This window comes from Treponema primitia (assembly GCF_046533075.1).
GTDB lineage: Bacteria > Spirochaetota > Spirochaetia > Treponematales > Breznakiellaceae > Termitinema > Termitinema primitia_B.
Map to the genome: position 1 here is coordinate 1 of NZ_JAJQRB010000085.1, position 22,746 is coordinate 22,746.

Sequence of the window (22,746 nt, forward strand, 5' to 3'; positions counted from 1 at the left end):
ATTGGGGCTGCGGATTGATCGTCTGAAAGAGTCCCGCTTGGCGAATGGCGAAAAGCTTATCTGCAAGGTTGCCGAAACGGTAGAGGTGTGCTGGAAAAATCGTTCCATGACCTGCCAGCCCTGGGTAGTCCCCGGCGCGGACTTAATTCTCCTCGGGGCAATCCCCCTGGAAGATATGGACCTCATGGTAGACCCGAAAAACCTGCGGTTAGTCGGCGCCCACGGCGACAAAGAACTGGGGATGCTCTTATAAACCCAGAGGGCTTGCCCCGTTTATTGGTGTTACCTATTACGATAACACCAATACCTCATGTCGTTATTTTATAAAATGGCCGCAGAGCATACACCCTGCGGCCGCTGTTAACGAATGCTTTTTTCTACAGGTCTTTGCCCTCGTTACCGTAGTAGGCGTTGAGGTACATCTGCTTGATTTCGGCAATCAGGGGATACCGGGGATTGGCGCCGGTGCACTGGTCGTCGAAGGCCTGTTCGCTCATGGCGTCCAGTTTTTCAAGGAAGACCTTTTCATCAATGTTGTAATCCTTGATAGTATTCTTAATACCCACATCTACTTTGAGCTTCGCGATAGCCGCAATAAGGGCTTCCAGTTTTTCCTCATCGGTCTTTCCCTTAAGGCCCAGGGCGGTGGCCACTTCGGCGTACCGGGCCAGGGTTTTGGGGTGATCGTACTGGGGGAAGGTTCCCATTTTGGGGGGCACTTCCGCCGAGTTATACCGGAGTACGTGGTTGATCATCAGGGCGTTGGCGACACCGTGGGGCAGATGATGGAAGGCGCCGAGCTTGTGGGCCATGGAGTGACAGACCCCGAGGAAGGCGTTGGCAAAGGCCATACCGGCCATGGTGGCAGCAAAGGCCATCTTCTCCCGGGCCACAGGATCCTTGGCGCCCTCATTGTAAGCCCGGGGAAGGTATTCGAAGATCACCTTCAGGGCTTGGAGGGCAAGACCGTCGGTAAAGTCCGTAGCCATCACGGAAGCGTAGGCTTCCAGGGCATGGGTCACGGCGTCTATACCGGAGGCGCTGGTAAGCCCTTTGGGGGCGTCCATCTGGAAGTCCGCATCAACAATGGCCATATCCGGCATAAGCTCGTAATCCGCCAGGGGATACTTCATGCCAACCGTATCGTCGGTGATGACCGCGAAGGGGGTTACTTCCGAACCGGTTCCCGCCGAGGTGGGCACCGCGATAAAGTAGGCCTTCTCTCCCATCTTGGGGAAGGTATAGACCCGCTTCCGGATATCCACAAAGCGCATGGCCAGATCCTGGAAGTCTACCTCGGGATGTTCGTAGAGTACCCACATGATCTTTCCGGCGTCCATGGCGGAACCGCCGCCCACAGCGATGATCACATCGGGCTTGAAGGCGCTCAATTGGGCAGCCCCTATTTTAGCGCAGCTCAGGGTCGGGTCCGGCGCCACATCGAAGAAGGTCTCGTGGGCTATACCCATTTCGTCCAGCTTGTCCGTTACCGGTTTGGTATAGCCGTTGGCATAGAGGAACTGATCGGTTACGATAAAGGCCCGCTTCTTGCCCAGCACATCTTTCAATTCAGACAGGGCAACACCGATGCAGCCCTTCTTCAAGTATACTTTATCAGGAGCCCTGAACCAGAGCATGTTATGCCTCCTCTCGGCCACAGTTTTAATGTTGATAAGATGCTTAACCCCGACGTTTTCGGAAACCGAGTTTCCGCCCCAGGTTCCGCATCCTAAGGTAAGGGACGGTGTAAGCTTGAAGTTGTAGAGGTCCCCGATACCGCCATGGGACGAGGGGGTATTCACCAGGATACGGCCGGTCTTCATCCGGAGTTCGTATTCCTTGAGTTTTTCCTGACCCGTTACGGTGTTTATATATAGAGAGGAAGTATGGCCGTAACCGCCGTCGCGGATCAGCTGTTCAGCCTTGTTCAGCGCGTCGGTAAAGTCCTTTGCCCGGTACATGGCCAATACGGGTGAAAGTTTTTCGTGGGCAAATTCTTCGGACAGCTCCACACTGCTCACTTCCCCGATGAGGATCTTCGCAGCCTCCGGAACCTTCACTCCCGCCATTTCGGCAATCGTCACCGCTTTCTGCCCCACAATTTTCGCGTTCAGGGCGCCGTTGACGATAATGGTCTTCCGAACCTTTTCGGTTTCCGCAGGATTGAGGAAATAACAACCCCGGGCGGCGAATTCCGCCTTCACCTTGTCGTAGACCTTGTCCAGAACAATGGTGGACTGTTCGGAGGCGCAGATCATCCCGTTATCAAAGGTCTTGGAATGGATGATGGAACTTACCGCCAGGAGTATGTCCGCGCTGTCGTCGATAATCGCCGGGGTATTCCCCGAACCGACCCCGACCGCGGGCTTGCCCGAAGAATAGGCCGCCTTAACCATCCCGGGTCCGCCGGTGGCGAGGATCAGATCCGCCGCCTTCATCACCTGGTTGGAAAGCTCGATGCTGGGCTCATCAATCCAATCAATGATCCCTTCGGGGGCGCCGGCGGCAACCGCCGCATCCAGCACGATCTTAGCCGCCGCGCAGGTACTCTGTTTGGCCCGCGGGTGGGGGCTTATGATGATCCCGTTCCGGGTCTTGAGGCAGATGAGGGTCTTGAATATGGCCGTTGAAGTAGGATTAGTGGTGGGAATGACCGCAGCGATAATCCCCACAGGCTCGGCTATCCGCTTGTACCCATAGGCGGGATCATCCTCCAATACACCGCAGGTTTTTACGTTCTTATAGGCATTGTATATGTATTCGGCGGCATAGTGGTTCTTTATAACCTTATCCTCCACTATACCCATACCGGTCTCTTCCACCGCCTGCTTGGCAAGGGGGATCCGCGCCTTATCGGCTGCCCGGGCGGCGGCAAAGAAAATCTTGTCCACCTGTTCCTGGGTAAAGGTCGAATAAGCCTTTTGGGCTTTCCGCAGCCGTTCCAGTTTCTTTTCCAGCCCCGCTGCATCCAGTGCGTTTTCGTCGGGTTTTTTCACTTCCGGTTTTGCTGTTGCCATGGTACCTTCCTTAATTTAGTTAATTCCTTATAACAAGGATTATAGTTCAAGATGGAACGAAAAAAAAGCGTATTTTTTCATTCGAAACTTTTTCTTGCTTTCGATACTAATATATCTATAAAAAACGGCGCCTGTCACGCTATTTGCCCTTACAAGCCAAGAGCCGAAAACCCCACCCCATACTACTTTAATCGGGGTGGGTTTTCCGCTTAGAAATCTACTTCAGTATCGTAGAAACAGGCGTGCAGGAGCTTTTCCATCTGCGCCGGGGTGACGCTTCGGGGATTGGAGCCCGTACAGGCGTCTCCCACCGCCAGTTCGGCGATTCTGGGGAGTTTGTCCAGGAATTCCTTTTCATTGATAATCCCGCCCTCGTATTCCTTAATGCCCCGGGGGATATTAAGGGCCTTATTCAGCCCCTGGATATGGGCAATCAGGGAGGCGACCCCTTCGTCGACGGTCCCGGCGGGCAGTCCCAGGAACCGGGCAATCTCGGTGTACCGTTCAGCCGCGGCCTTTTCCTTGGCGTTGTACTGAATAACCTTGGGAAGGTACATGGCGTTGGCGCAGCCGTGCACAATGTGCCCGCCGGTATAGGCGGCCCCGGTTTTATGGGCCATGGAGTGGACAATACCCAGCAGGGCATTGGAAAAGGCCATGCCCGCCAGACACTGGGCGTTGTGCATCCGGGCCCGGGCTTCCTTATCGCCCTTATAGGATTCTATCAGGTACTGGCTTACCATCTTGATAGCGTGGAGGGCCAGGGCATCCGTATAGTCGCAGTGGAGGGTTGAAACATAGGCTTCAATGGCATGGGTAATAGCATCCATCCCGGTATGGGCGGTAAGCTTGGGCGGCATAGTTTCCGCCAGTGCGGGGTCCACAATAGCCACATCGGGGGTGATATTGAAGTCCGCCAGGGGATATTTTATCCCCGTCTGATAATCGGTGATAACTGAAAAAGCGGTAACCTCCGTGGCGGTTCCGGAAGTAGAGGGAATCGCGCAGAATTTCGCCTTGGTACGCAGGCTGGGAAAGTTGAAGGGAATAGTCAGGGTCTCAAAGGTGGTTTCGGGATATTCGTAGAAAGTCCACATCGCCTTGGCCGCATCAATAGGGGAACCCCCGCCGATAGCAACGATCCAGTCGGGGTTAAACTTCCGCATGGCCTCGGCGCCCTTCATCACCGTTTCCACCGAGGGATCCGGCTCTACCCCCTCATAGAGACTCACCTCCATCCCCGCTTCCTTAAGGTAAGCCACTGTTTTATCCAGAAAGCCGAATTTCTTCATGCTTCCGCCGCCGGTTACTACAATCGCCTTTTTCCCTTTAAGGGTTTTCAAGGCTTCCAGGGCTCCCTTTCCATGGTACAGGTCCCGGGGTAAGGTAAATCTTGACATAAAATCCTCCTCAGAATGGTATATCGATATAAATATATCGATAAAAAATGAACTTGTCAATAGTTTCTTTCTCACTTATGATTAAAAAGTTGGGGGGCCGTAATGATTCGGTCCGGAGGAGAAAAGGTGCATTATAATAACAATGCTTTACTGATAAAACGTGACCTGTTGGTATCCCTGATTAAGCTTTTTCTGGACGATAAACTGGAAGAGGGCATCGATCGTATCCCCTACGAGATGACATCGGGTCCCAATTACGAGCCCATACGTTGCTGCGTACACCATGACCGGGTGATCCTCAAAATCCGTATCCTGGCCCGGCTGGGTTTCTCCGTGGAAGATTATGCGGATGACGGCGCGCCCCTGGCCTTTCACGCAAAGGAAGCCCGGGAACGGACCGCCATTTCCGGGCCGGTTCTTACGGTTCTGGACGAAGCCTGTAACGCCTGTATCAAAACACAGTACCTGATCACCAACGCCTGCCAGGGATGCCTGGCCCGGCCCTGCCTCCTCAACTGCCCCAAAAAAGCGGTCTCCATGAACGGCGGCCATGCGGGTATCGATAAGACAAAGTGTATCAACTGCGGCATTTGTCTGCAGGCCTGTCCCTACCATGCAATTATCAGAATACCCGTCCCCTGCGAAGAAGCCTGTCCCGTGGGGGCCATCGCCAAAAACGAAGCCGGCAAGGAACGGATCGATTACAATAAGTGTATCTTTTGCGGCAACTGTATGCGGGAATGTCCTTTTGGCGCAATGATGGATAAGTCCCAGATCCTGGACGTACTCATGGCGAAAAAGCGGGGAAAGAAAATCTCCGCCCTCTTTGCCCCGGCAGTGGCCGGACAGTTCCGGGGGTCCATCGGAAAACTTATCGGCGCCCTGAAACAGGCGGGCTTTGACGATGTCTACGAAGTAGCCCTGGGGGCGGACATTACCGCTAAAAACGAAGCCGCGGAATTTACCGAACGCATGGAAAAGGGGGAACCCTTCATGACCACCTCCTGCTGCCCCGCCTATATTGAGACGGTGCGTAAGCACATTCCGGATCTGAAAAAGCGGGTCTCCGAAACCCGGACCCCCATGCACTACACCGCGGAGATCGCCGCCCGGGAACACCCGGATCAGCTCCGGGTTTTTATCGGCCCCTGCCTGGCGAAACGGAAGGAAGGGCTGGACGATCCCCTGGTGGATTACGTCCTCACCGCCGAAGAAATCGGCGCCCTCTTCCTTGCTCTGGGCATAGATGTAACCCAGGCCGAAGAGGCGGCCATCCCGAACCCCGCCAAAGCCGGCGGACGGAGCTTCCCCTGGTCCGGCGGTGTGGCGGAAGCGGTACGCCGTAACCTAAAGGACGACTCCAACTTTCACCCCGAATGTGTCAACGGTCTCAACAAGGAGGGGCTTGCCATGATGAAGGCCTGGTCCGAAGGCCGCAACACCGGTAATATCCTGGAGGTCATGGCCTGCCCCGGGGGATGTGCGGCGGGGCCCATGGTGATCGCCAACCCAAAAATAGCGACAAACCAGCTGAAGAAGATTGCCGAGGAGAGCGCGGGGTAAGGGGCTTGCAAAGTCACACTATGTTATGCGACCACGATAATTGTGCAGACAGTGTCTGCACAAATTTGATATCAGGATAAGTCCGTGCAAATTTTGCCATATATTTTAGATTCCGTACAGAAGACCCTTTTGCGTTTGGGAATTCGAGCCTTTATTTCATTTTTAAAACAAACTACTCACTCCAGCCATATCAAATTCTCTACGCAGTGTGTAGAGAATTTTTGCAACACCCTGTTGCAAAATCGCAGAACATTTTCACGCCATTATCGCAAATAGGCGAATTGTCTTTAATCAAAAAATAATTCGCCATATTATCGTTATCCCATCATTCGTTCTTTGAGGAATGCATCTACTGTCATACGGTGAACGCCAAGTATACGTCCAATAGCGCTTTTTGATATCTGTTTTTTCAAAAGATCTTCAATCTCTTTTTCATGACCTGACAGTTTGACCATACGGGATTTGCTCCCCATGGGCCGGCCAAGAATAACTCCTTCTGCCCGTCTCCGGGCAAGCGCCTCCTTAGTCCGTTGGGAAATCAAATCCCGTTCTATTTCGGCGGATAGGGCAAAGGCAAAAGCCAGAACCTTTGATTGAATATTATCACCGAGGCGATAATTATCCTTGATTGTCCATACCCGTACACCGTTGGTCATAAGGTGGTTGAGGATGGACATGATCATAAATAAGCTGCGTCCCAACCGCGATAATTCCGAACAGATGATAAGGTCATCCTTTTGAGCCATTGCCAAAAGTGACCCCAAAAGACGTTTTTCCGGTAATTTTGTGCCACTGATTGTTTCTTCGATCCATTGTTCGATTTTTAATCCGTGCTTGATACAGAACTGTCCAATTTCAAATCGTTGATTTTCAACGGTTTGTTTGTCTGTACTGACCCTGATGTAACCATAAACCATTTTTGCCTCCGAGTGATTAAAATAATAGATGAATATTTTAATCACAATTTGCAGAAAAAAGTTATGCTTTCCCGGTGATCTTCATTTGACCGATTATATTGAGCGGACTAGTACTCAGATTTCATTCCCCGGCGACGGCCGAAGCTGGGTGATTCTTTCTGGCATTGAACAGCGGATTAAAGATAAAATTGAAAAAGTCGGTATCCCTCTGAAAGATTGGGATATTAATATTTACCGAGGTATATTAACAGGTTGCAATGAAGCTTTTATTATTGACAAGAACAAACGGGATGAGCTTATAAAAAAATCTCCAAATAGTGCTGAGGTTATACGCCCTATTCTTCGCGGCAGGGATATAAAGAGATATGGGTATGATTTTGCTGAACAATATGTAATCGCAACATTTCCAAGTAAGAAATATGATATTAACGATTATCCCGCTATTAAAGAATACCTGCTTAAATATGGTAAAAATAAACTTGAACAGTCCGGCAAACCAGGGGCAAGGAAGAAGACAAATAATAAATGGTTTGAAACGCAAGATGCGATAGGTTATTGGGAGGATTTTTCTAAACAGAAAATTATTTATCCTGATATCATGCGTCTGCCAAGAAATAAAGATATAATAAATGCTTATCCGTATTTCTATTTTGATAGACAAGGATATTATGTTGAGGCAACAAATTTTCTTCTAACAGGAGAAAATTTAGAATCCATATTTATGTTTCTTATTTCAGATATAGGTTTCTATATATTTTCCAAATATTATTCCGGTCCACAATTTAATGCTACTGGCTTTAGATATAAGAAAGAATATCTAAATAATCTACTTGTTCCAAAACTATCTCTTGATGATAATAAAAAACTAATTTCACTTTTTCGGACTATATGAAAACATTTTATCCGTCCATTGAAACTGCTCCAAATGATGCTAATCTCTTTTATACTATCATTAAGGGGAAACAAGGACAAATATCACCTGATACCGTAGCATTGTTTCTAAAAAAATATACGAAAATGGCTAAACCAGAATGCCCGGATATTCCTGAAAATATCCATGCGCATATGTTTCGGCATAGCAGGGCTATGCATCTATACCAGTCGGGTATTCCCTTGTCGTATATCAAGGATTTCCTTGGGCATGTAAGCGTTACTACAACCAGTATTTATGCTTCCGCCGATACTCAAATGATTCGGGATGCCCTGGAAAAAGTGGAAAATACTAAAAATTCTGTTGCCCCTGTTTGGAAAGGAGATGAAAATATGATCCTTAAATTATGCGGCATTAAGTGATAATATTATCCCGAGGAATTCTTCTAAATTATAGATTCTATAAAGAGTTATTCCGCCTATACCTTCATAACGCCGAAGGAATATCTTAAGCTAGCCCCCAATACAGAAACCTATACTCTAGATTATTATTACTAAAACTATTGTTGAATAACTTTATACCCCTATTCCCACTCATTTTAAACACTAAGTTCTTGTATTTCACTCTCACTAGTTCTTTCCGGTGTATGCCACCAAAAAAAACTCCCCCCGATACTCCCCCCTTGAATCGTACGATTATTCCCCCTCCCCACGATTCCCCTTTATTTCATCGGTTGAAAATATCTCCCCCCCAACAATTCCCCTTCATTGTTCCCCCCTCCTGCGCGGCAGGAGGGAGTATAACCAACAAGATATTTTGGGGGGATGAATAGAGAGAGTTACCGGGGGGGAGAGTTTACGATTATTTTTTAGAGTATACGATTATTTGTTGGGGGATTTTAAAAATGTTAATATAGAGAGAGTAGAAAAAAAGAAAACCTACTAATTAAATATCAGTTTGTTAGTTCTCTACAAAACTAACACTATACCAATACCAAAACCAGTTTGTTAGTTCTCTACAAAACTAATATTTTTCTAGGTATTGGAAAATAGAGTTGGTATAGAGTGGAGGTATAGGTTATGAAAAAAATACATAATACTATTACTTATGATGAAACTACAAAACTAGTTTCCGGTTCTCTCAGTGATTATACTGAATTAAACAAACTTTTTATAGGAACAACTAAAAATGTATACGGAAGTTGTAAGGCTATTGAACAATATCTAACAGATATAGGAATTGATAAAATGAAAAGGTGGTGAAAGAGTAGGTTAGATTATATATTCAATAATGTTTTTAAATTAAAAGTTAGTAATTATGAATTATTAAAAACCGGAAAATTCGGGGGAGGTATAGCTATATGATACCAGTATTAGAAAATGTAGAGTGTTTGAATTGTTCTAAGATGAATGAATGTTTGGAATTTGCTTATGATATTCAAGAAAAAACAAAACCTACTGAATTCGAAAAGATAGAACCAACAGAAACATAGATATTACTTTCATAAGAAGCTCCTGGAATAAACTCTAGGGGCTTTTTTATACTCCCCTCCCTTGAATCGTACGATTATTCCCTACGCCGTGGGGGCCTATTCCCTCCCCCCTATACTTCCCTTCATTGTTCCCCCCAACAATTCCCCTTCATACCTCCCCCGCCTGCGGGGGGGAATAATTACCAACAAGATATTTTGGGGGGATGAATTGAATAACTGAAACCTATTAGGGGATAGAGAGTAGAGAATATTCAAGAGGATATCAAGGGTAATATCAATATAGAATAACAGAATAGAGAGTTATTCTAAAACCTCTCTAGTTGAATGAGAAGCTACCTAGAATCAATACGAATATCAAAAAGGGGGAAGGATACCAGAAAACCCCCTTTTCAACACCTTATCTAAAGTAATGTTCCCTACTGTCACACTATGGGGGGAAGGGGGCCTAGGGAAGTTAGGGGGATACTCCCTTCCACTCCTATTGTTTATATTTTCCCCCTTTATGGGGGGGAGAGTTACAAGGTAGAGTATAGGGGGAGTAGAGATAGTGATAGTTAGTAGAATAAAGGTTAGTGATAGTGAAAAATGAGTAGGGAAACTCCTCCCAACTTACGATTATTTTTTAGAGTATACGATTTTTCCCCCGTGAATACGCCGTGGGGGGCCTATTTTCCCCCTTGGATACGCAACAAGATACTCCCCCGCCTGCGGGGGAAGTATAACCAACCGGATATTTTGGGGGAATATACCTATTCAATATTCATACCTTTAAATTGTTTAGATATTCTGTTATTCACTTGAATATAAGGAGTAATACTACTTAAAGAGTGGTGGTTCACCCTTCTACTAACCTCTGTTATTGGTTCCCCAATATCAATTTGATTATTACAGAATAGGGCTCTAAACCTATGAGAGGTATATTTTTTGGAGATTATACCTAACATAAAAGCTTTTTTTAAATACCTATTTATGAATACATTGAATTGTTTTTGTTTCATAGCTTGCCATTTTAATAAACACTATTTAAAAGCTCCAATATCTTGTTTCTCTATTATGAAGGGTGTTTCACATTCCTTACCTTTACTAATAAAAAAGGCCATATTACCTTTTAATATCATATTACAAAAACTACCTATTCTGACCCCATACTTGAATTGATACTTGAAGGTTATATACAAAAACATTTTATTTTTTTCAGGAATACTATTTTTAATCCAGGAGAGAATATTTTTCAATTCATTCATAGTTGGTAGTTCTTTTGGTTTTATAGTTGTATTAGTGTTTCTGTATATTCTTTTAATCTCAAAATGATTTTCAAGATTAGTGTTTAGTTCATTCATAAAATAGAAAAACAACTTGTTACCTTTTAGATATAAACCTATACTTTTGGGGGATAGAGGTTTGCCATTTTTCCCACGATTTTTTAAATGTTCATAAAAAGCTAAAACATTTTCCTTAGTAGATGAAATATAATCAATACCTTTAGTATTACAAAAACTCATATACTTATTAATCCCAACAGAATAACTAGTTTTCGTGAAGGGAGAGGAGAGAGTAGAGAGAAACCTTGAATACATATCATCAATATTGATAGTGAATAAGCTATAACCTTTAGAATATTGGTTTCCAGTATAGAAAAACTTGCCTATCTCTCTATCCTTTTCTGAATAATCCTTCAAGTGTTTCGGTGGGGGATTAAGCCATTAGTAATACTTTTCATAAAAAGCTCCTTTACGGTAGATATAAGGGGCCGAATAATAAGGAATTAACTCAATTCCTCGGGATAATAAAATCTTCGGGATAATCAGTCGGCCTGGAAGCGCGGGCCGGTACAATAACCGTTCCGTAATGCTCTGCCATTTCCCGATAAGTCTTGTTTAACTCAGGATCATAGTACCGGGCCTTGGTAACCGCAGTTTTGGTGTTGTCCGGGATAAGCAGGCGGGGTACCCCGGTACTCCCGGTACCGGGTACAAAATTGGGTATACATGAGTCCTTCTGGATGGGCTTCTTTGTACTCCTCCCACAGGAGCAAAAGGGTTACCCCTTTCTTTTTCATCTCCCGGTCAACCGCAGCAAGGTCCGGTTCATGCTCTGCTCCCGCCGCTCTTTTGCCGGGAGGATAGATAATTGACCCCAATTCTTTCCCACTGAGGGAAAGGGGGTCGCTTACCCCCGACTCCTTCACCCGGGAGAGGATCGTATGGACTACCCCGAGGGAACACCCGGTTCCCCGTGCCACATCCCGCTGGCTCAGCCCCATTTCGTAGTACAGCCGCAGGATCTCTCTTGCTTTTTCCATGTCGATTCTCCTCATTCGTTTTGCTCCTCTGGATGCAACGCACCCAGGAAAAGCATAAAATGCGGAGGAGCTTATGTTCAGATGCCCCGTAATCGGTGTTCAAGTATTCCCGTTTTAGTGCTCAAATGGTCCGTAATTGCTGTTCAAATACTGCCGTTATGGTGTTCAAGTGTTTTCGTAATCAGTGTTCAAATGTTTCCGTTTTGCTGTTCAAATACTCCGTAATCGGTGTTCAAGTATTCCCGTTTTAGTGCTCAAATGTTTCCGTTTTGCTGTTCAAATACTCCGTAATCGGTGTTCAAATGTTCCGTATTCACTGTTCAGATATGACCTAAATATGCAACCCGTGTCCAGCTCTGTATCGTCCACATGATCTGCAATCCTACTAAGTTTGTTTCGTACAAAGATCCAAAAAAAGTGTGTGCTGACTTAAAGACGGTTTACACGGCTCCCACCGAAAAGGCGGCCCAGAAAAACCTGGAAGAATTCGGTAAAATCTGGAATGACAAATATCCGGTGATTCATAAATCCTGGTCCAGCCAGTAGGACGACCTGAGCGAATACTTTAAGTACCCACCGGAAATCCGCCGGGTTATTTACACCACGAATGCTATTGAGTCCCTAAATTACCAACTTCGAAAAGTTACAAAAAACCGCTCGACATTTCCCAATGATGATGCTATACTCAAGATATTGTATTCGGAATGCGTCAGAAAAATGGACCATGCCAATTTACAACTGAGGTCCGGCGCTAAACCAATTCGTCATAGAATTTGGCAATAAACGGGTTCCGTTCAAATAAAGACTTGCCATTTACACAGAATTTCTGACATGCCCAGGCTTCCTATAAAGAATGTGCCAGATCACATTGTAAAGGGTGTCGGTTCTGTTACCACCTAATTTTGTAGAATTGCTCGAACAGTTTTCAATTAAGTATAAATTGTAATAATAGTTTATAATAAGCCATGAAAATATCCCAAAGATCTATTCTCAGGTAAACCAGTAATTGATACACGATCAAGTAAGGCATTTCTGAATTCACAAGATGTTTCGGGCAATAAACAACAGTCATGGCAAGCAGCATAATTTAATGACGCAAATCCTTGTTGTGTCGAATTTATACAAAAAGGATCAGCACTACACCATGATGCTTTTTGTACCATTTTAACAATAATATTTTTAAATAATTCTTTATTCTGTGCAATGCTTATTAAACCACCAAGACTTCCATCACTGTCTGATGAAGCTAAATATATAAGTACTCCAGACATTTTGTTATCACTATTATCATTACCATTATAAGTAGAATAAATTTTTTCTTTTAAAGAAGCAGTACTATAACCACATTCTGTTGATAATTGTCTAATAAACAAATGAGAAAAAGTATGTAATAAAACATATTCTGGTGAAAAACGATCATTAGAAAAGAAGGATTCGTTCAATGCTTTTTCCATTTGGTAATATTTCCTTCCAATTTTCTGTTTCCATGTTGTTAAAGCATTTTCATTGAACTTAATAAATATTCCTTCTCCATATAATTTTATAGCAGGAAGCCATTTTTTCTTTTTGTCACTAAATAGACTAACTAAATTACTTTTTGTTTTAGAACCGTCCCAGGGTTTTATTCTAGTAAATCCGATTAAAGATTGAATGACAGTCAATTTATCAACTATAATCATTTTTTCAAATAATTTTTCAAAACTAATCGGTAGTTCAGTTTTAAATGAAGAAAATTCAGTATCTCCTTCTACTTTATCTTTATTTAGAGCTTTATATTCTTCTAAGCATACATCAGATTCATTTTGTATTTTTCCAGTTGATTTATTATTTATAACAATATGGTATGCTTTTATTAAATCATCAAGCTTAATAGGTTTTTGTGCTTTTGGCAGCAAATTAACTTTAATATATTCTGAAATATCATTTGCAAATTGTATTTTGTTATAATCACTTAAAATCATTTGAACTGCTATTTGACTCCAGGGTGGTATTGATAAAGCAGTTTGAATAGCAGGAAAATAAACACTTGATGATGAACGTAGTCTCGTCTTAAGTACTTCAGTACATTCAACAAAATCTTCCAGTCTTTTAGTTTGAAGATGGGGATGTATCCCATTACATTTATAACCGTTTACTCCGCTTAAAGCATTCTCACTGAATGCAGTAATCATAGAACGTTTTGCTCCACATTCTGAACACTCAAGAAATAAGCTATCTATATCACTTCTATTTGCAACATTATACATTTTAATTCGTGGGTTTGTACTATTTGAACAGTTTTTACCACTGTGAACCCACCAGCTATAAGGAAAGTCCTCCATGTGTCCATTATTACAGACTACAATAAAACGTGAAGCAACGATTCTTCCTTTAAAGCATTTAGGGCATTTTGGTTTATGCCAACTAATTTCTTTATAATCAAATATATTACCACAATCGGGACAAAATATTTTCTCTGGAAAAAAGAATGCAGGAATATCAGGGCTTTGTTTCCAAAACACTTCTCCAGTTTCAGTCTTAGGGCTAACAAAATACTCAGCCCCAGTTAAAATCTTTAAGTTTTCATTATAAATACGTAAATCTTCTCTATCTTCCCAATCATCAGCTCCAGCTATGATAACAGTTTTATCTATGAAATCGACAATTGATCCTATTCCAAAAGTAGAAATCATTTGAGTTTGTCTGATTTGTCCAACGATAATTGGATCGGAATTAATTTTATTAGTTATGTTTGCAGCTTTTGCAAATGGGTTAGCCATATATCATTATCCCCTAACGATTTTTGATGAAGATATTTGATGCTTTTTCTACATTTCTAACAGAATTTAATATTAATGGAAAAGGAACATTATCTTTTATTTCATCTGGTCTCAATAAACAAGGTTTTTCTGAATTATACTGATAATAAATCAATGTATCTGGATAAGTACGTGATAAGTCATCCCAAGCTTCAATGATATTATCAAGCCATTGCTCTGCTATTACTTTTGATAAAGAATTAATTTCAAGTATACGTTTTAGTATTTTACCTTTAATACTAATCACTCGTTCAGGATTGGAATCCATAATCTTATAAAAATAAGCAGCTGAATCATTAGATGATAATTCATTAATCTTATGGCGAACTATAGCAATAAATACACAATGTAATGCCTTTTCTATTGCTCTTGACGAGAAAGGTGTTACACTTACTGGTTCCACATATTTATAGAATGCTCTATGATAATATCTAAATTGTTCATAATGAGATTTATCTCTTGTCCTCATACTATTAAAAAGGACGATAATTAATCCTGGATTTTTTCTTCCTACACGGCTTGTTGCTTGAATATATTCTGAATTTGTTTTTGGTTGATTATACATTGTCATTAAACCTAAGCGATTAATGTCAATACCAACTGAAAGCATATTTGAAGCTAAAACATAATCAAAACAATCCTTATTTTGATGAGTATATTTATGGTCAAGTCGTTCAAGAACATCTTTAATTTCTTTAGATGTTTTACGACTTGTTAATTCATTATGACTTAGGTTTATTTCAAATTTATCCAATTTAAATTCCTCAGATTCTCTTTTGAATTTATATGAAAATAAAGTATTAATATAAGTTTTAACACGATCAGTTATAATCGTAGAAGCAGAACCGAGGTCTTTAATTGCATTGAAATAACTTATTATAGAATAATATTGATCTATTATTTCTTCATTTCTGCCTTGACTTCTAAAAAGTTCTTTCATAAACATTAAGTTTGCATAAACTCTAAGAAGCAAATCTGAAATAGTTCCTCCATTTTCGCAAAGACCTAAATAAGTGCGTTTTGGTTTTATGTTTTTATCAGCAATAACTGAAAAAAATGAATCCTCTAAAGACAAGCCATTTGGTGGAAATTGAAATATTTCTCTGTTATAGAGATTTTTAGCTTGGTAAACTGCATTTCTTGCAGTTGCTGTTGAAGCAATATATTTAGGTCCAAGATTTGTTGTTTTATTCTTAGATAATTCATCAATTGCAATTTCATATAAGCCAGATAGAGATCCTAAAGGACCTGAAATTAAATGTAACTCATCTTGAATTATTAATTCCGGTGGAAGATTATTATTACCAAATAAGTTTTTTGCTCTTTCTTCCCATGTTATTCTAGCAAATTTATCTATTGTACTTATTATTAGAGTTGGTTTTTTTTCATAAATTTCATCATCTATAACATATACTGGTAATTTGTTGTTAAAAAAACACTTTTGACTTGTACAATGAATGGGCATTTCTTGTTTTTCTTTTATATATTCAGGTGATGGATAACCATCTAATCCAATTTCTTTACCACACCAAGGACAAATAGTAACTTGTATTGGATTTCCTTTTAATATTCCTCTGTTAGGATTGTCATGTAATTTCTGGATTTTCTCCATAGCACTCTCTGGTCCTATTAATTTATTGGGTGTCATACCACTTCCAATCCACATCCCAATACTAATCTCATCTTTACCTGGAATATCTTTTTTCGTTTTACGAAGATATTCACAGGCACAAATTAATGACATTGCCCTTTCAAATTGCTGTATTGTTAAAAGCCTCAATGTATATCTCATTATAATTGTAACACCACTACAATTTTGAGGATTTTCATATCTTCTAAAAAATATAGTAAAAGCTGAAACTCCTAAGTAAGCCTCGGTCTTACCACCACCAGTAGGAAACCATAGTAAGTCTACGGTTTCATGGTATTTATTATTTTTATTTACTATATCTGGAATTATTTGAATAATATAAGCTAATTGAAATGGATACCATGCAACTGAATCATTTTCGTCGATCAAATTAGGACTAATTCTTTGCAGCATCATTGCTTCATTCATCAAAATAAAGCTTTTCCAAGCATAATCATTATTTTTTAATATTGAAACACCATTTTTTAATCGCTCAATACAAATTTTAATATTATTAAATATTAAATTTGAAATTTTATTCCTATCGTCTATATATTTTACCTTATCTTTTTGCTCATTTAACCAAAGCTCATATTCTTTAATAAATTCAAGTAAAGATAAACATCCCGTTTTTTTATCTATGTTAAGCCAATAGTTATTTTTCAAAATAGGATGGTTAATAATTTGTCGGGATGTCATTTGAAACAATTCTTCAATAGGCATAAAAGTACTAGTAATTTCTTTTACAATGGCTTGCTTATTATTGAAATTAACAGAACAACCATGGCCATAGGCATAATTTACTATATCTCGATATAAAAAAGCATTAAGATTTTCTTCATTATGCTCATTACTAGAAATTATATTGTCATATATAGGAAAAAAACAATTATTAGTCTTAATGTTTAAAGAACATTGAAATAATGAACTTTCATTCTGATTTATAATTTTAGATGTAGTTACCATTATATTGGATGCTGATACAGTTATTAGTATTTTATCATTAATAAATTTTCTTACATGAAGCTTTATTTCAACTCCTAACTGAATATGCTGTTCCTTATTTTCACAATCAAAAGTACCACAAATTGATGGAATATTAAATTTTGAGTTTAGGGAAAAGGGTGTTCTTAGATAATAATGCGTCTTTCTTTTATCATTTTGTTCTTCTCGGTGTATATATTTGGCAAAAGAAAAAATGAATTCTAAAGAAGTTGTTTCATTTGAAATCATAGCTGAAATTGCCATAGAAGAAGGCTTATATTCATTAGCTGCTTTAATGGAATCATTAAAGCTATCTTCTTCGTCATCTATTTCTTCATTTTCATCGAGTAATATATTGTCAGTTTTCTCAATACATATATTGTCAGTATCGTTACTAAATATATCAATACTTTTATTTTGTGCCTGAGATGAAATTGGCCACAATATCCCCATCACATAAAAATTTAAAGGTTGATTGTCAAGTAATTCTTCATTCTCATCAGTAGGGCCAATTAAATCAATCTTTAGATGATTTGTTATTTCGTCAATGGCTGAATAATATTCATCGTATTGATTCATTTTAATTAAATTCTCCTAAACCAAAAATATCGAATCCCATCCATATTCGAGTTTTTCTATACGGTTCAGGAATTTTTTCATCAAAATAAGGATAATGAATCGATATCTTTTCATTCACATAAATATTTTTTAAACGAGTAATTTCTGTAATTGTAGGATAACTCACACTACATATACAATTATTAAACTCTGTTATAATTTCCGATTTTAAACATCCAACAATATTTCCTTTATGTCTAATATAAAATATTTCAGAGACTAATATAATATCTATTTTGTCGCCAATTTTTATTTCATTTTTAATATAGTTTTGATTTTTAATATAATATTCTTTATCTTCTAGGTTACTAATGAACCCTAATGGATCAACATCACCTGGCAAACCAATAATAATATCATTAATATCTTTATTAAATATTCTTCCATCAGATCGATTTTTTGATTTTTCTACTCCATAATATCTATTGTCGAATTTTGCAGAAGACCAATTGCCATGATTTCTTGTGATTAGTGAAATATCTGATTTTGGTCTAGTTGTTGCAACATACCATACTTTTGGATCGTCAGGTATAGAGTTTTTTCTTCTTTGTTTTACAACAATATACACCTTATCATATTCTCTTCCTTTGGCTTTGTGAATAGTTGATACTGTTAAATTCTTATTTTGCTCAATAAATAATCTTTGAGGAATTTCTGCCTTTTTAGATAGTTTATTAATTACCTTATCAATATTAATTTCATCATCAGAATAGTCACTGTTAGTTGAATCATTATTTGAAATAGAAATAAATATTTCATATAATTCTTCCCTTAATATACTCTTCTCTGTAACATTTTTGTTATATATTTCATTAAATTTACCGCGTGTCATTATCTGTTCATTAAATGAAGTAAATAATTCAGAAATTATTGGTTTAAATTGTTCACTATTTGAACCTTTCAAAACGGAATGGGTTATCTTTTTATCATGCAGCATGGAACTTATTTTTGCAACTTCATAATTACTTCTACATAATATAGCTTCTTCATTTCCTTTTATTGGAATAAATCTTAAAGATATAATTAAGGAAGAAACCGATTTCTTTTCAAACTTTGGATTGTTTAATTCATTCATAATAAAATTAAAAGCATCAATGTCTTTGCTCAGTATTTTCTGTCTAATAATTTGAGTAAAGAGGTCTAATTTCTTTGATTGACGTTTATTTCCCATTATTTCATATAAATAAGCCTTTTGTTTAGCAAAATTTTCTAACCATTGATAAAGCTTAACAGAACTATAACCTTCTTTAGGATTTTCTGAGTCATAATCGAAAATTGCTTGGCATTTGTCCCCCGCAATTAGCCAAGGGCAGTTAATAATAGTTAATATGTTTTGAAGCATTTTTGCTCTTTCATTCACTGTATCTTGTATTTCATCGACAATGAGATAAGAGAAATTCCCAAATAATTCCTTACTTTTAGAAACATATGACATATTTGTAATTGTTTCATTAAATAATTTAATATTATTGTTATAATTAGCTTTACTAAAATCAAGTCTGATATCAGTTCTTACAGTTAATAAATAATGAGTCGCTAATGAATCCAATGTACTAATTATAATATTTCTTGTAGCAATGGGTAATTTTTCACTCTTAATTCCATCTTCAATACGTTGCTCTATAACCTTTTTTGCAGCATTTGTAAAAGATAAAATTAGAATTCTTCCAACTTTATCAGGTTCTATGTCTGTTAAATATTTTAATCGCTCAATGATTGAATAAGTTTTACCAGTGCCTGGGCCTGCATTTATAAATATTTTTTTATTGAAAGGAGCATTTATTACTTCGTTTCTTGTATCATCTTTTGTATTAAGTTGAAGATATTTTGTTGCCTGATAATCAAATTGATCATTTATTTCAAAAGAATCATTTTCCTCATTTGAAGTTTCATGTTCGTAAATAATATTTTGTGGCCGCCCAAAATATTCTAATTCGTAGGTTTCTAATTTATCCAAAAAATAGTAACCATCAGTTTCATCTTGGTTTGATAACTCAACCCTATTTATTACTTTACTATGAGCCTTAGAAATACAGTGTTCATATTCAAGACATGTAGTATCCTCACATCGACAGGATACAACTATTTCTCCATTTTCAAGTTTTATAAAACCAAACTTTTGTTCATTATTTTCACATTTTGGAAATGAAAAATAAACCTCTTCCTGTTTCTTACTCATCCAACTTGAAGTTATTCCATTATATCCCATTTTTTGATCAAGCATTTGAATTGCAGATATACTCATTATTTTAGAGGTATATTCATGATCTATAATATGAATATTTGGATTTCGATTGAAGACGTTACTTCGTATTGTTATATTGGACTTCATGTTTCGTCCATTTGGGTATCTATTTCATAATAAAATGCTAAGTCTTTTATATGTACTGTTTTTTTATTTGTTGGATGGAAATAATCACTTGCCATTGAATTTGATTTCATTTCTAGTTCAGCTATCTGGTCATTTTCGATTGTGGCATTTAAGATAATATTTTCATCTAAAAACCCCTTAACCGGAACCATTTCAGGGGGATAAATTTTCTTTTCTATTCCATTTGATTGAGCAAATATAAAATTTGCACTTTGGCTATCTTCAGTTAAGGCAAATGAAAATGGGCCTTTACTACTCCCAACTCCATCTTCATTTTTTTTGAATATAGGGTATATAGTATTATCACTTAAAAGAATACCGAGGTCATCACTCAGCTTGAAATGCCCACCAAACAAATTAAACTTAGCTGCCCCTATAGCAACAGAAAAATCAGGTTCATCTGATATTTTAATTTTACTTATATCAAAGAGTTCTTCAATAATTTTCTTAAATGCAATTATTTGACTACTACCTCCTATTAATAAAACACTATCAATTCCTTCCGGATTAATCTGGGCAGTATTTAATACATTTAAAATTTTTGGAAGAACACGTTTTTCCAATAGAGGTCTAATAATATTATAAAATTCATTATATTTTACTGTTATTTGTTTTAACCCATCTGTTTCATAGTCATCAACAATTATTTCTAATTCTTCAGAATCGGGGTTTGAAAATTCAATTTTTGCTTCTTCACATCTTATCCTTATTTTATCCTTGTCGCCAGGTGACATTTTATCAAATTCTTTGTTTAAATTATATTCTTCCATAAATCTTGCATGCATACGTAATGCAAATTCTTTATCAATATCATCCCCACCAATATTTTCACTAACTGGAGGGATAAGTTCATATATAAGGTTTCCTTTCCTCTCAATCAAATTAATATCAAGAGTACCCCCTCCCCAATCAATCACTAGTATGCGTGAGGCATTAGAAAGTTTATCCATATTGGCAATATATGCAGAAGTAGCTTCATTAATAAAATAGAGAACTTTAAAACCTGCTCCTTCAGCAGCTTTTTTAAGTTCTCTCCTTGCATCCCTTGAAAAATCAACAGGAAAACTAAAAACAGCATTGATTATTTCTCTGCCAGGATCTCTCTGTAAATAATTCTTGCATATATACTTTTTAATATATTTTAGAAAATCCTTGGTTAAAGATGTTGGATTTACACTAATATTTTCCTTAATAATATCTTTTTTACCAAGGTATGATTTCATTGATGAAAATATATAAAAATCTTTTGTCAAGTCATATTGTTCATTTTTAACTTTTCGTCCTACTAATAGTTTCCTTTCTTCAATGTTTTTTGAAATTGCAATCATTGAAGAAAATGGGTAATTGCCATCTTCCCCTATTTTCAATGACATTATTTCGCCATCATCTAATTGATTAATATAATATACAGCGGTGTTTGTTGTACCAAAATCAATGCCGAAATATTCCATTATCGTTTATCACCTCTCTCAATATCAATTCCAAAGGACTTCAGCTTTTTATATACATTGCTTAAACAACCTCTAAAGGCTTTTAATATATTTTCATCATAAGCAGCATCTTTATATTTTTCAAATACAAGATAGTCATTTCTTAATGACCCAGAAATATCTTTTTTTAAAGTAGAAACTTCATTAAGTATTGAGGTTTGATTCATTCGGGCAACATCATTCATGTTGTTATTAAGTTCTTTGTTTTTCTCATCACTAACAATAATCCTTTGATTTAATTCGGTGACTTCTTTAGACTTATTTAGTAATTCTGCCCTCAAATCACTGATTTGAGCAGATAAATTTCCAGTGCTATTTGAAAGTTCTTTATTCCTTTCATCCTGAATTGATCCTTGTTGTGTTAGCTTATCTACTTCTTGCGATTTGGTCTTTAACTGCTCCTGTAATTCTCTTATCTCTCCGAAAAACTTAGTATTATTATCCAAGAGTTCTTTGGCATTTATTTCCAAATCAGAAATTATTTTAAGAATATTATTATTCAAAGGATGTTCATTACTTGATGCCAAAGATGCAGTTTGTTTAGAAACATACTTTTCTTCAATGGCAGCAGGCAAATATTTTATTAATTTATATTTTTCGAACCAAGCGTCCATCTTTTCTTTTTTTAAATAACCAAGATTAACACAAGTAAATATCAATTTAACAATTCGTGCTTTATCTGTATCTTTCCAGTCATCCATAGACAGCAAATTTAAAAATGTATCAATATAAGGGCAAATAAATTTTTGAAATACCTCAACTTCTTTTTTTTCATATTCTCCATTATTTTTGTATATTGAGGAAAGTGATGTTTTTAATATTGGAATAATTGAAATTGGAAATTTCTTTTGTCTTAAATAAACAGAAATAAGTCTACAACCCCTTGACCAGAAGGCGACACTTGTAACTTTCAATTTTTTTGATTGTTCCATCAGTGCTACAGAAATTTTCTGTAATTCTTCTTCAGAAATATTACTATAATTATCACCAAAAAAAAGACTGATAATGGAAGGGGAAAAAGAATATAAATATTCTGCTAATATATTTATATCCCCATCACTTTTTAAGTAAGCAAATAGACTTTTTGAAACTTCTTGCTCCTGAGATTTCTTGAGTTTATTTTTATTCTTGGTAATTTCATCTGAAAACGGAATATAATTTCCCATTTCCCATCTCCCTTCTCTTAGAGGATCTTACTGATTCCTCAACCAGTTCTGCTAACAAGGTATGCCAAATAATCTTTCTTCTTTGCCATTTCAAAGGTCAAAAATATTATTTCCAGACTTGATTGTT

15 protein-coding genes and 2 pseudogenes are annotated in these 22,746 nt (G+C 38.2%); 6 read left to right on the forward strand and 11 right to left on the reverse strand.

Going from position 1 to position 22,746, the window contains the following annotated elements; genetic code table 11:
* The coding region (locus tag LQZ19_RS17445) for a pepsin/retropepsin-like aspartic protease family protein (protein ID WP_486401710.1) at nucleotides 1–253 on the forward strand (253 nt) is incomplete at its 5' end.
* Nucleotides 254–377: 124 nt separating this feature from the next.
* Here the strand turns inward: LQZ19_RS17445 and adhE are convergent.
* Both adhE and LQZ19_RS17455 read right to left on the reverse strand, forming a co-directional pair.
* Nucleotides 378–3,017, reverse strand: a complete 2,640-nt coding sequence (gene adhE / locus LQZ19_RS17450; protein ID WP_411048973.1) for a bifunctional acetaldehyde-CoA/alcohol dehydrogenase — start codon at nucleotides 3,015–3,017, stop codon at nucleotides 378–380.
* A gap of 209 nt (nucleotides 3,018–3,226) precedes the next feature.
* Nucleotides 3,227–4,417 carry an iron-containing alcohol dehydrogenase gene (locus tag LQZ19_RS17455; protein WP_411048974.1) on the reverse strand — a complete coding sequence of 397 codons (1,191 nt, stop codon included), beginning with the start codon at nucleotides 4,415–4,417 and terminating at the stop codon, nucleotides 3,227–3,229.
* Nucleotides 4,418–4,519: 102 nt separating this feature from the next.
* Here LQZ19_RS17455 and LQZ19_RS17460 point away from each other — a divergent pair, with 102 nt between their 5' ends.
* The gene (locus tag LQZ19_RS17460) at nucleotides 4,520–5,980 is read left to right on the forward strand and encodes a monomeric [FeFe] hydrogenase (protein WP_411048975.1); all 1,461 of its coding nucleotides are present in this window, start codon (nucleotides 4,520–4,522) and stop codon (nucleotides 5,978–5,980) included.
* Between the two features lie 13 nt (nucleotides 5,981–5,993).
* On the opposite strand, the pseudogene LQZ19_RS17465 reads toward LQZ19_RS17460, so the two are convergent.
* Both LQZ19_RS17465 and LQZ19_RS17470 read right to left on the reverse strand, forming a co-directional pair.
* Nucleotides 5,994–6,113 (reverse strand): annotated as a pseudogene (locus LQZ19_RS17465) (DUF1016 N-terminal domain-containing protein); the annotation flags it as partial.
* Between the two features lie 184 nt (nucleotides 6,114–6,297).
* Nucleotides 6,298–6,897 (reverse strand): master DNA invertase Mpi family serine-type recombinase, encoded by a 600-nt coding sequence (locus LQZ19_RS17470; protein WP_411048976.1) that lies wholly within the window; start codon nucleotides 6,895–6,897, stop codon nucleotides 6,298–6,300.
* 28 nt (nucleotides 6,898–6,925) lie between these two features.
* On the opposite strand from LQZ19_RS17470, the gene LQZ19_RS17475 reads away from it, so the two are divergent.
* The 3 genes from LQZ19_RS17475 (at nucleotide 6,926) to LQZ19_RS17485 (ending at nucleotide 9,030) form a co-directional block, all read left to right on the forward strand.
* Nucleotides 6,926–7,789, forward strand: coding sequence for a type II restriction endonuclease (locus tag LQZ19_RS17475; RefSeq protein WP_411048977.1), 864 nt, complete (start codon nucleotides 6,926–6,928; stop codon nucleotides 7,787–7,789).
* On the forward strand, nucleotides 7,786–8,190 hold the full coding sequence (locus LQZ19_RS17480; protein ID WP_411048978.1) for a tyrosine-type recombinase/integrase: 405 nt from the start codon (nucleotides 7,786–7,788) through the stop codon (nucleotides 8,188–8,190). The genes LQZ19_RS17475 and LQZ19_RS17480 overlap by 4 nt, the downstream gene beginning before the upstream one ends.
* A 657-nt stretch (nucleotides 8,191–8,847) precedes the next feature.
* Nucleotides 8,848–9,030 carry a hypothetical protein gene (locus LQZ19_RS17485; protein WP_411048979.1) on the forward strand — a complete coding sequence of 61 codons (183 nt, stop codon included), beginning with the start codon at nucleotides 8,848–8,850 and terminating at the stop codon, nucleotides 9,028–9,030.
* A 1,249-nt stretch (nucleotides 9,031–10,279) separates the two neighbouring features.
* Here LQZ19_RS17485 and LQZ19_RS17490 read toward each other — a convergent pair.
* Together LQZ19_RS17490 and LQZ19_RS17495 are read right to left on the reverse strand one after the other, a co-directional pair.
* Nucleotides 10,280–10,762: a hypothetical protein gene (locus tag LQZ19_RS17490; RefSeq protein ID WP_411048980.1), complete on the reverse strand. Its 483-nt coding sequence runs from the start codon at nucleotides 10,760–10,762 to the stop codon at nucleotides 10,280–10,282.
* A 386-nt stretch (nucleotides 10,763–11,148) separates the two neighbouring features.
* Complete coding sequence (locus LQZ19_RS17495; protein WP_411048981.1) at nucleotides 11,149–11,562, reverse strand: hypothetical protein; 414 nt, start codon at nucleotides 11,560–11,562, stop codon at nucleotides 11,149–11,151.
* Between the two features lie 342 nt (nucleotides 11,563–11,904).
* Between LQZ19_RS17495 and LQZ19_RS17500 the strand changes: the two are divergent.
* Nucleotides 11,905–12,304 (forward strand): annotated as a pseudogene (locus LQZ19_RS17500) (transposase); the annotation flags it as partial.
* Nucleotides 12,305–12,515: 211 nt separating this feature from the next.
* Here LQZ19_RS17500 and drmB read toward each other — a convergent pair.
* From drmB to LQZ19_RS17525, 5 genes are all read right to left on the reverse strand, one after another.
* Nucleotides 12,516–14,321 (reverse strand): DrmB family protein, encoded by a 1,806-nt coding sequence (gene drmB, locus LQZ19_RS17505; RefSeq protein WP_411048982.1) that lies wholly within the window; start codon nucleotides 14,319–14,321, stop codon nucleotides 12,516–12,518.
* A gap of 13 nt (nucleotides 14,322–14,334) precedes the next feature.
* A complete protein-coding gene (locus LQZ19_RS17510) occupies nucleotides 14,335–17,553 on the reverse strand; it encodes a helicase-related protein (RefSeq protein ID WP_411048983.1) in 3,219 nt (1,072 codons plus the stop codon).
* Between the two features lies 1 nt (nucleotide 17,554).
* Nucleotides 17,555–19,837: a UvrD-helicase domain-containing protein gene (locus LQZ19_RS17515; RefSeq protein WP_411048984.1), complete on the reverse strand. Its 2,283-nt coding sequence runs from the start codon at nucleotides 19,835–19,837 to the stop codon at nucleotides 17,555–17,557.
* Nucleotides 19,838–19,920: 83 nt separating this feature from the next.
* Nucleotides 19,921–21,414, reverse strand: a complete 1,494-nt coding sequence (locus tag LQZ19_RS17520; protein ID WP_411048985.1) for an Hsp70 family protein — start codon at nucleotides 21,412–21,414, stop codon at nucleotides 19,921–19,923.
* Nucleotides 21,414–22,619 carry a hypothetical protein gene (locus tag LQZ19_RS17525; RefSeq protein WP_411048986.1) on the reverse strand — a complete coding sequence of 402 codons (1,206 nt, stop codon included), beginning with the start codon at nucleotides 22,617–22,619 and terminating at the stop codon, nucleotides 21,414–21,416. The genes LQZ19_RS17520 and LQZ19_RS17525 overlap by 1 nt, the downstream gene beginning before the upstream one ends.
* Nucleotides 22,620–22,746: the final 127 nt, after the last annotated feature.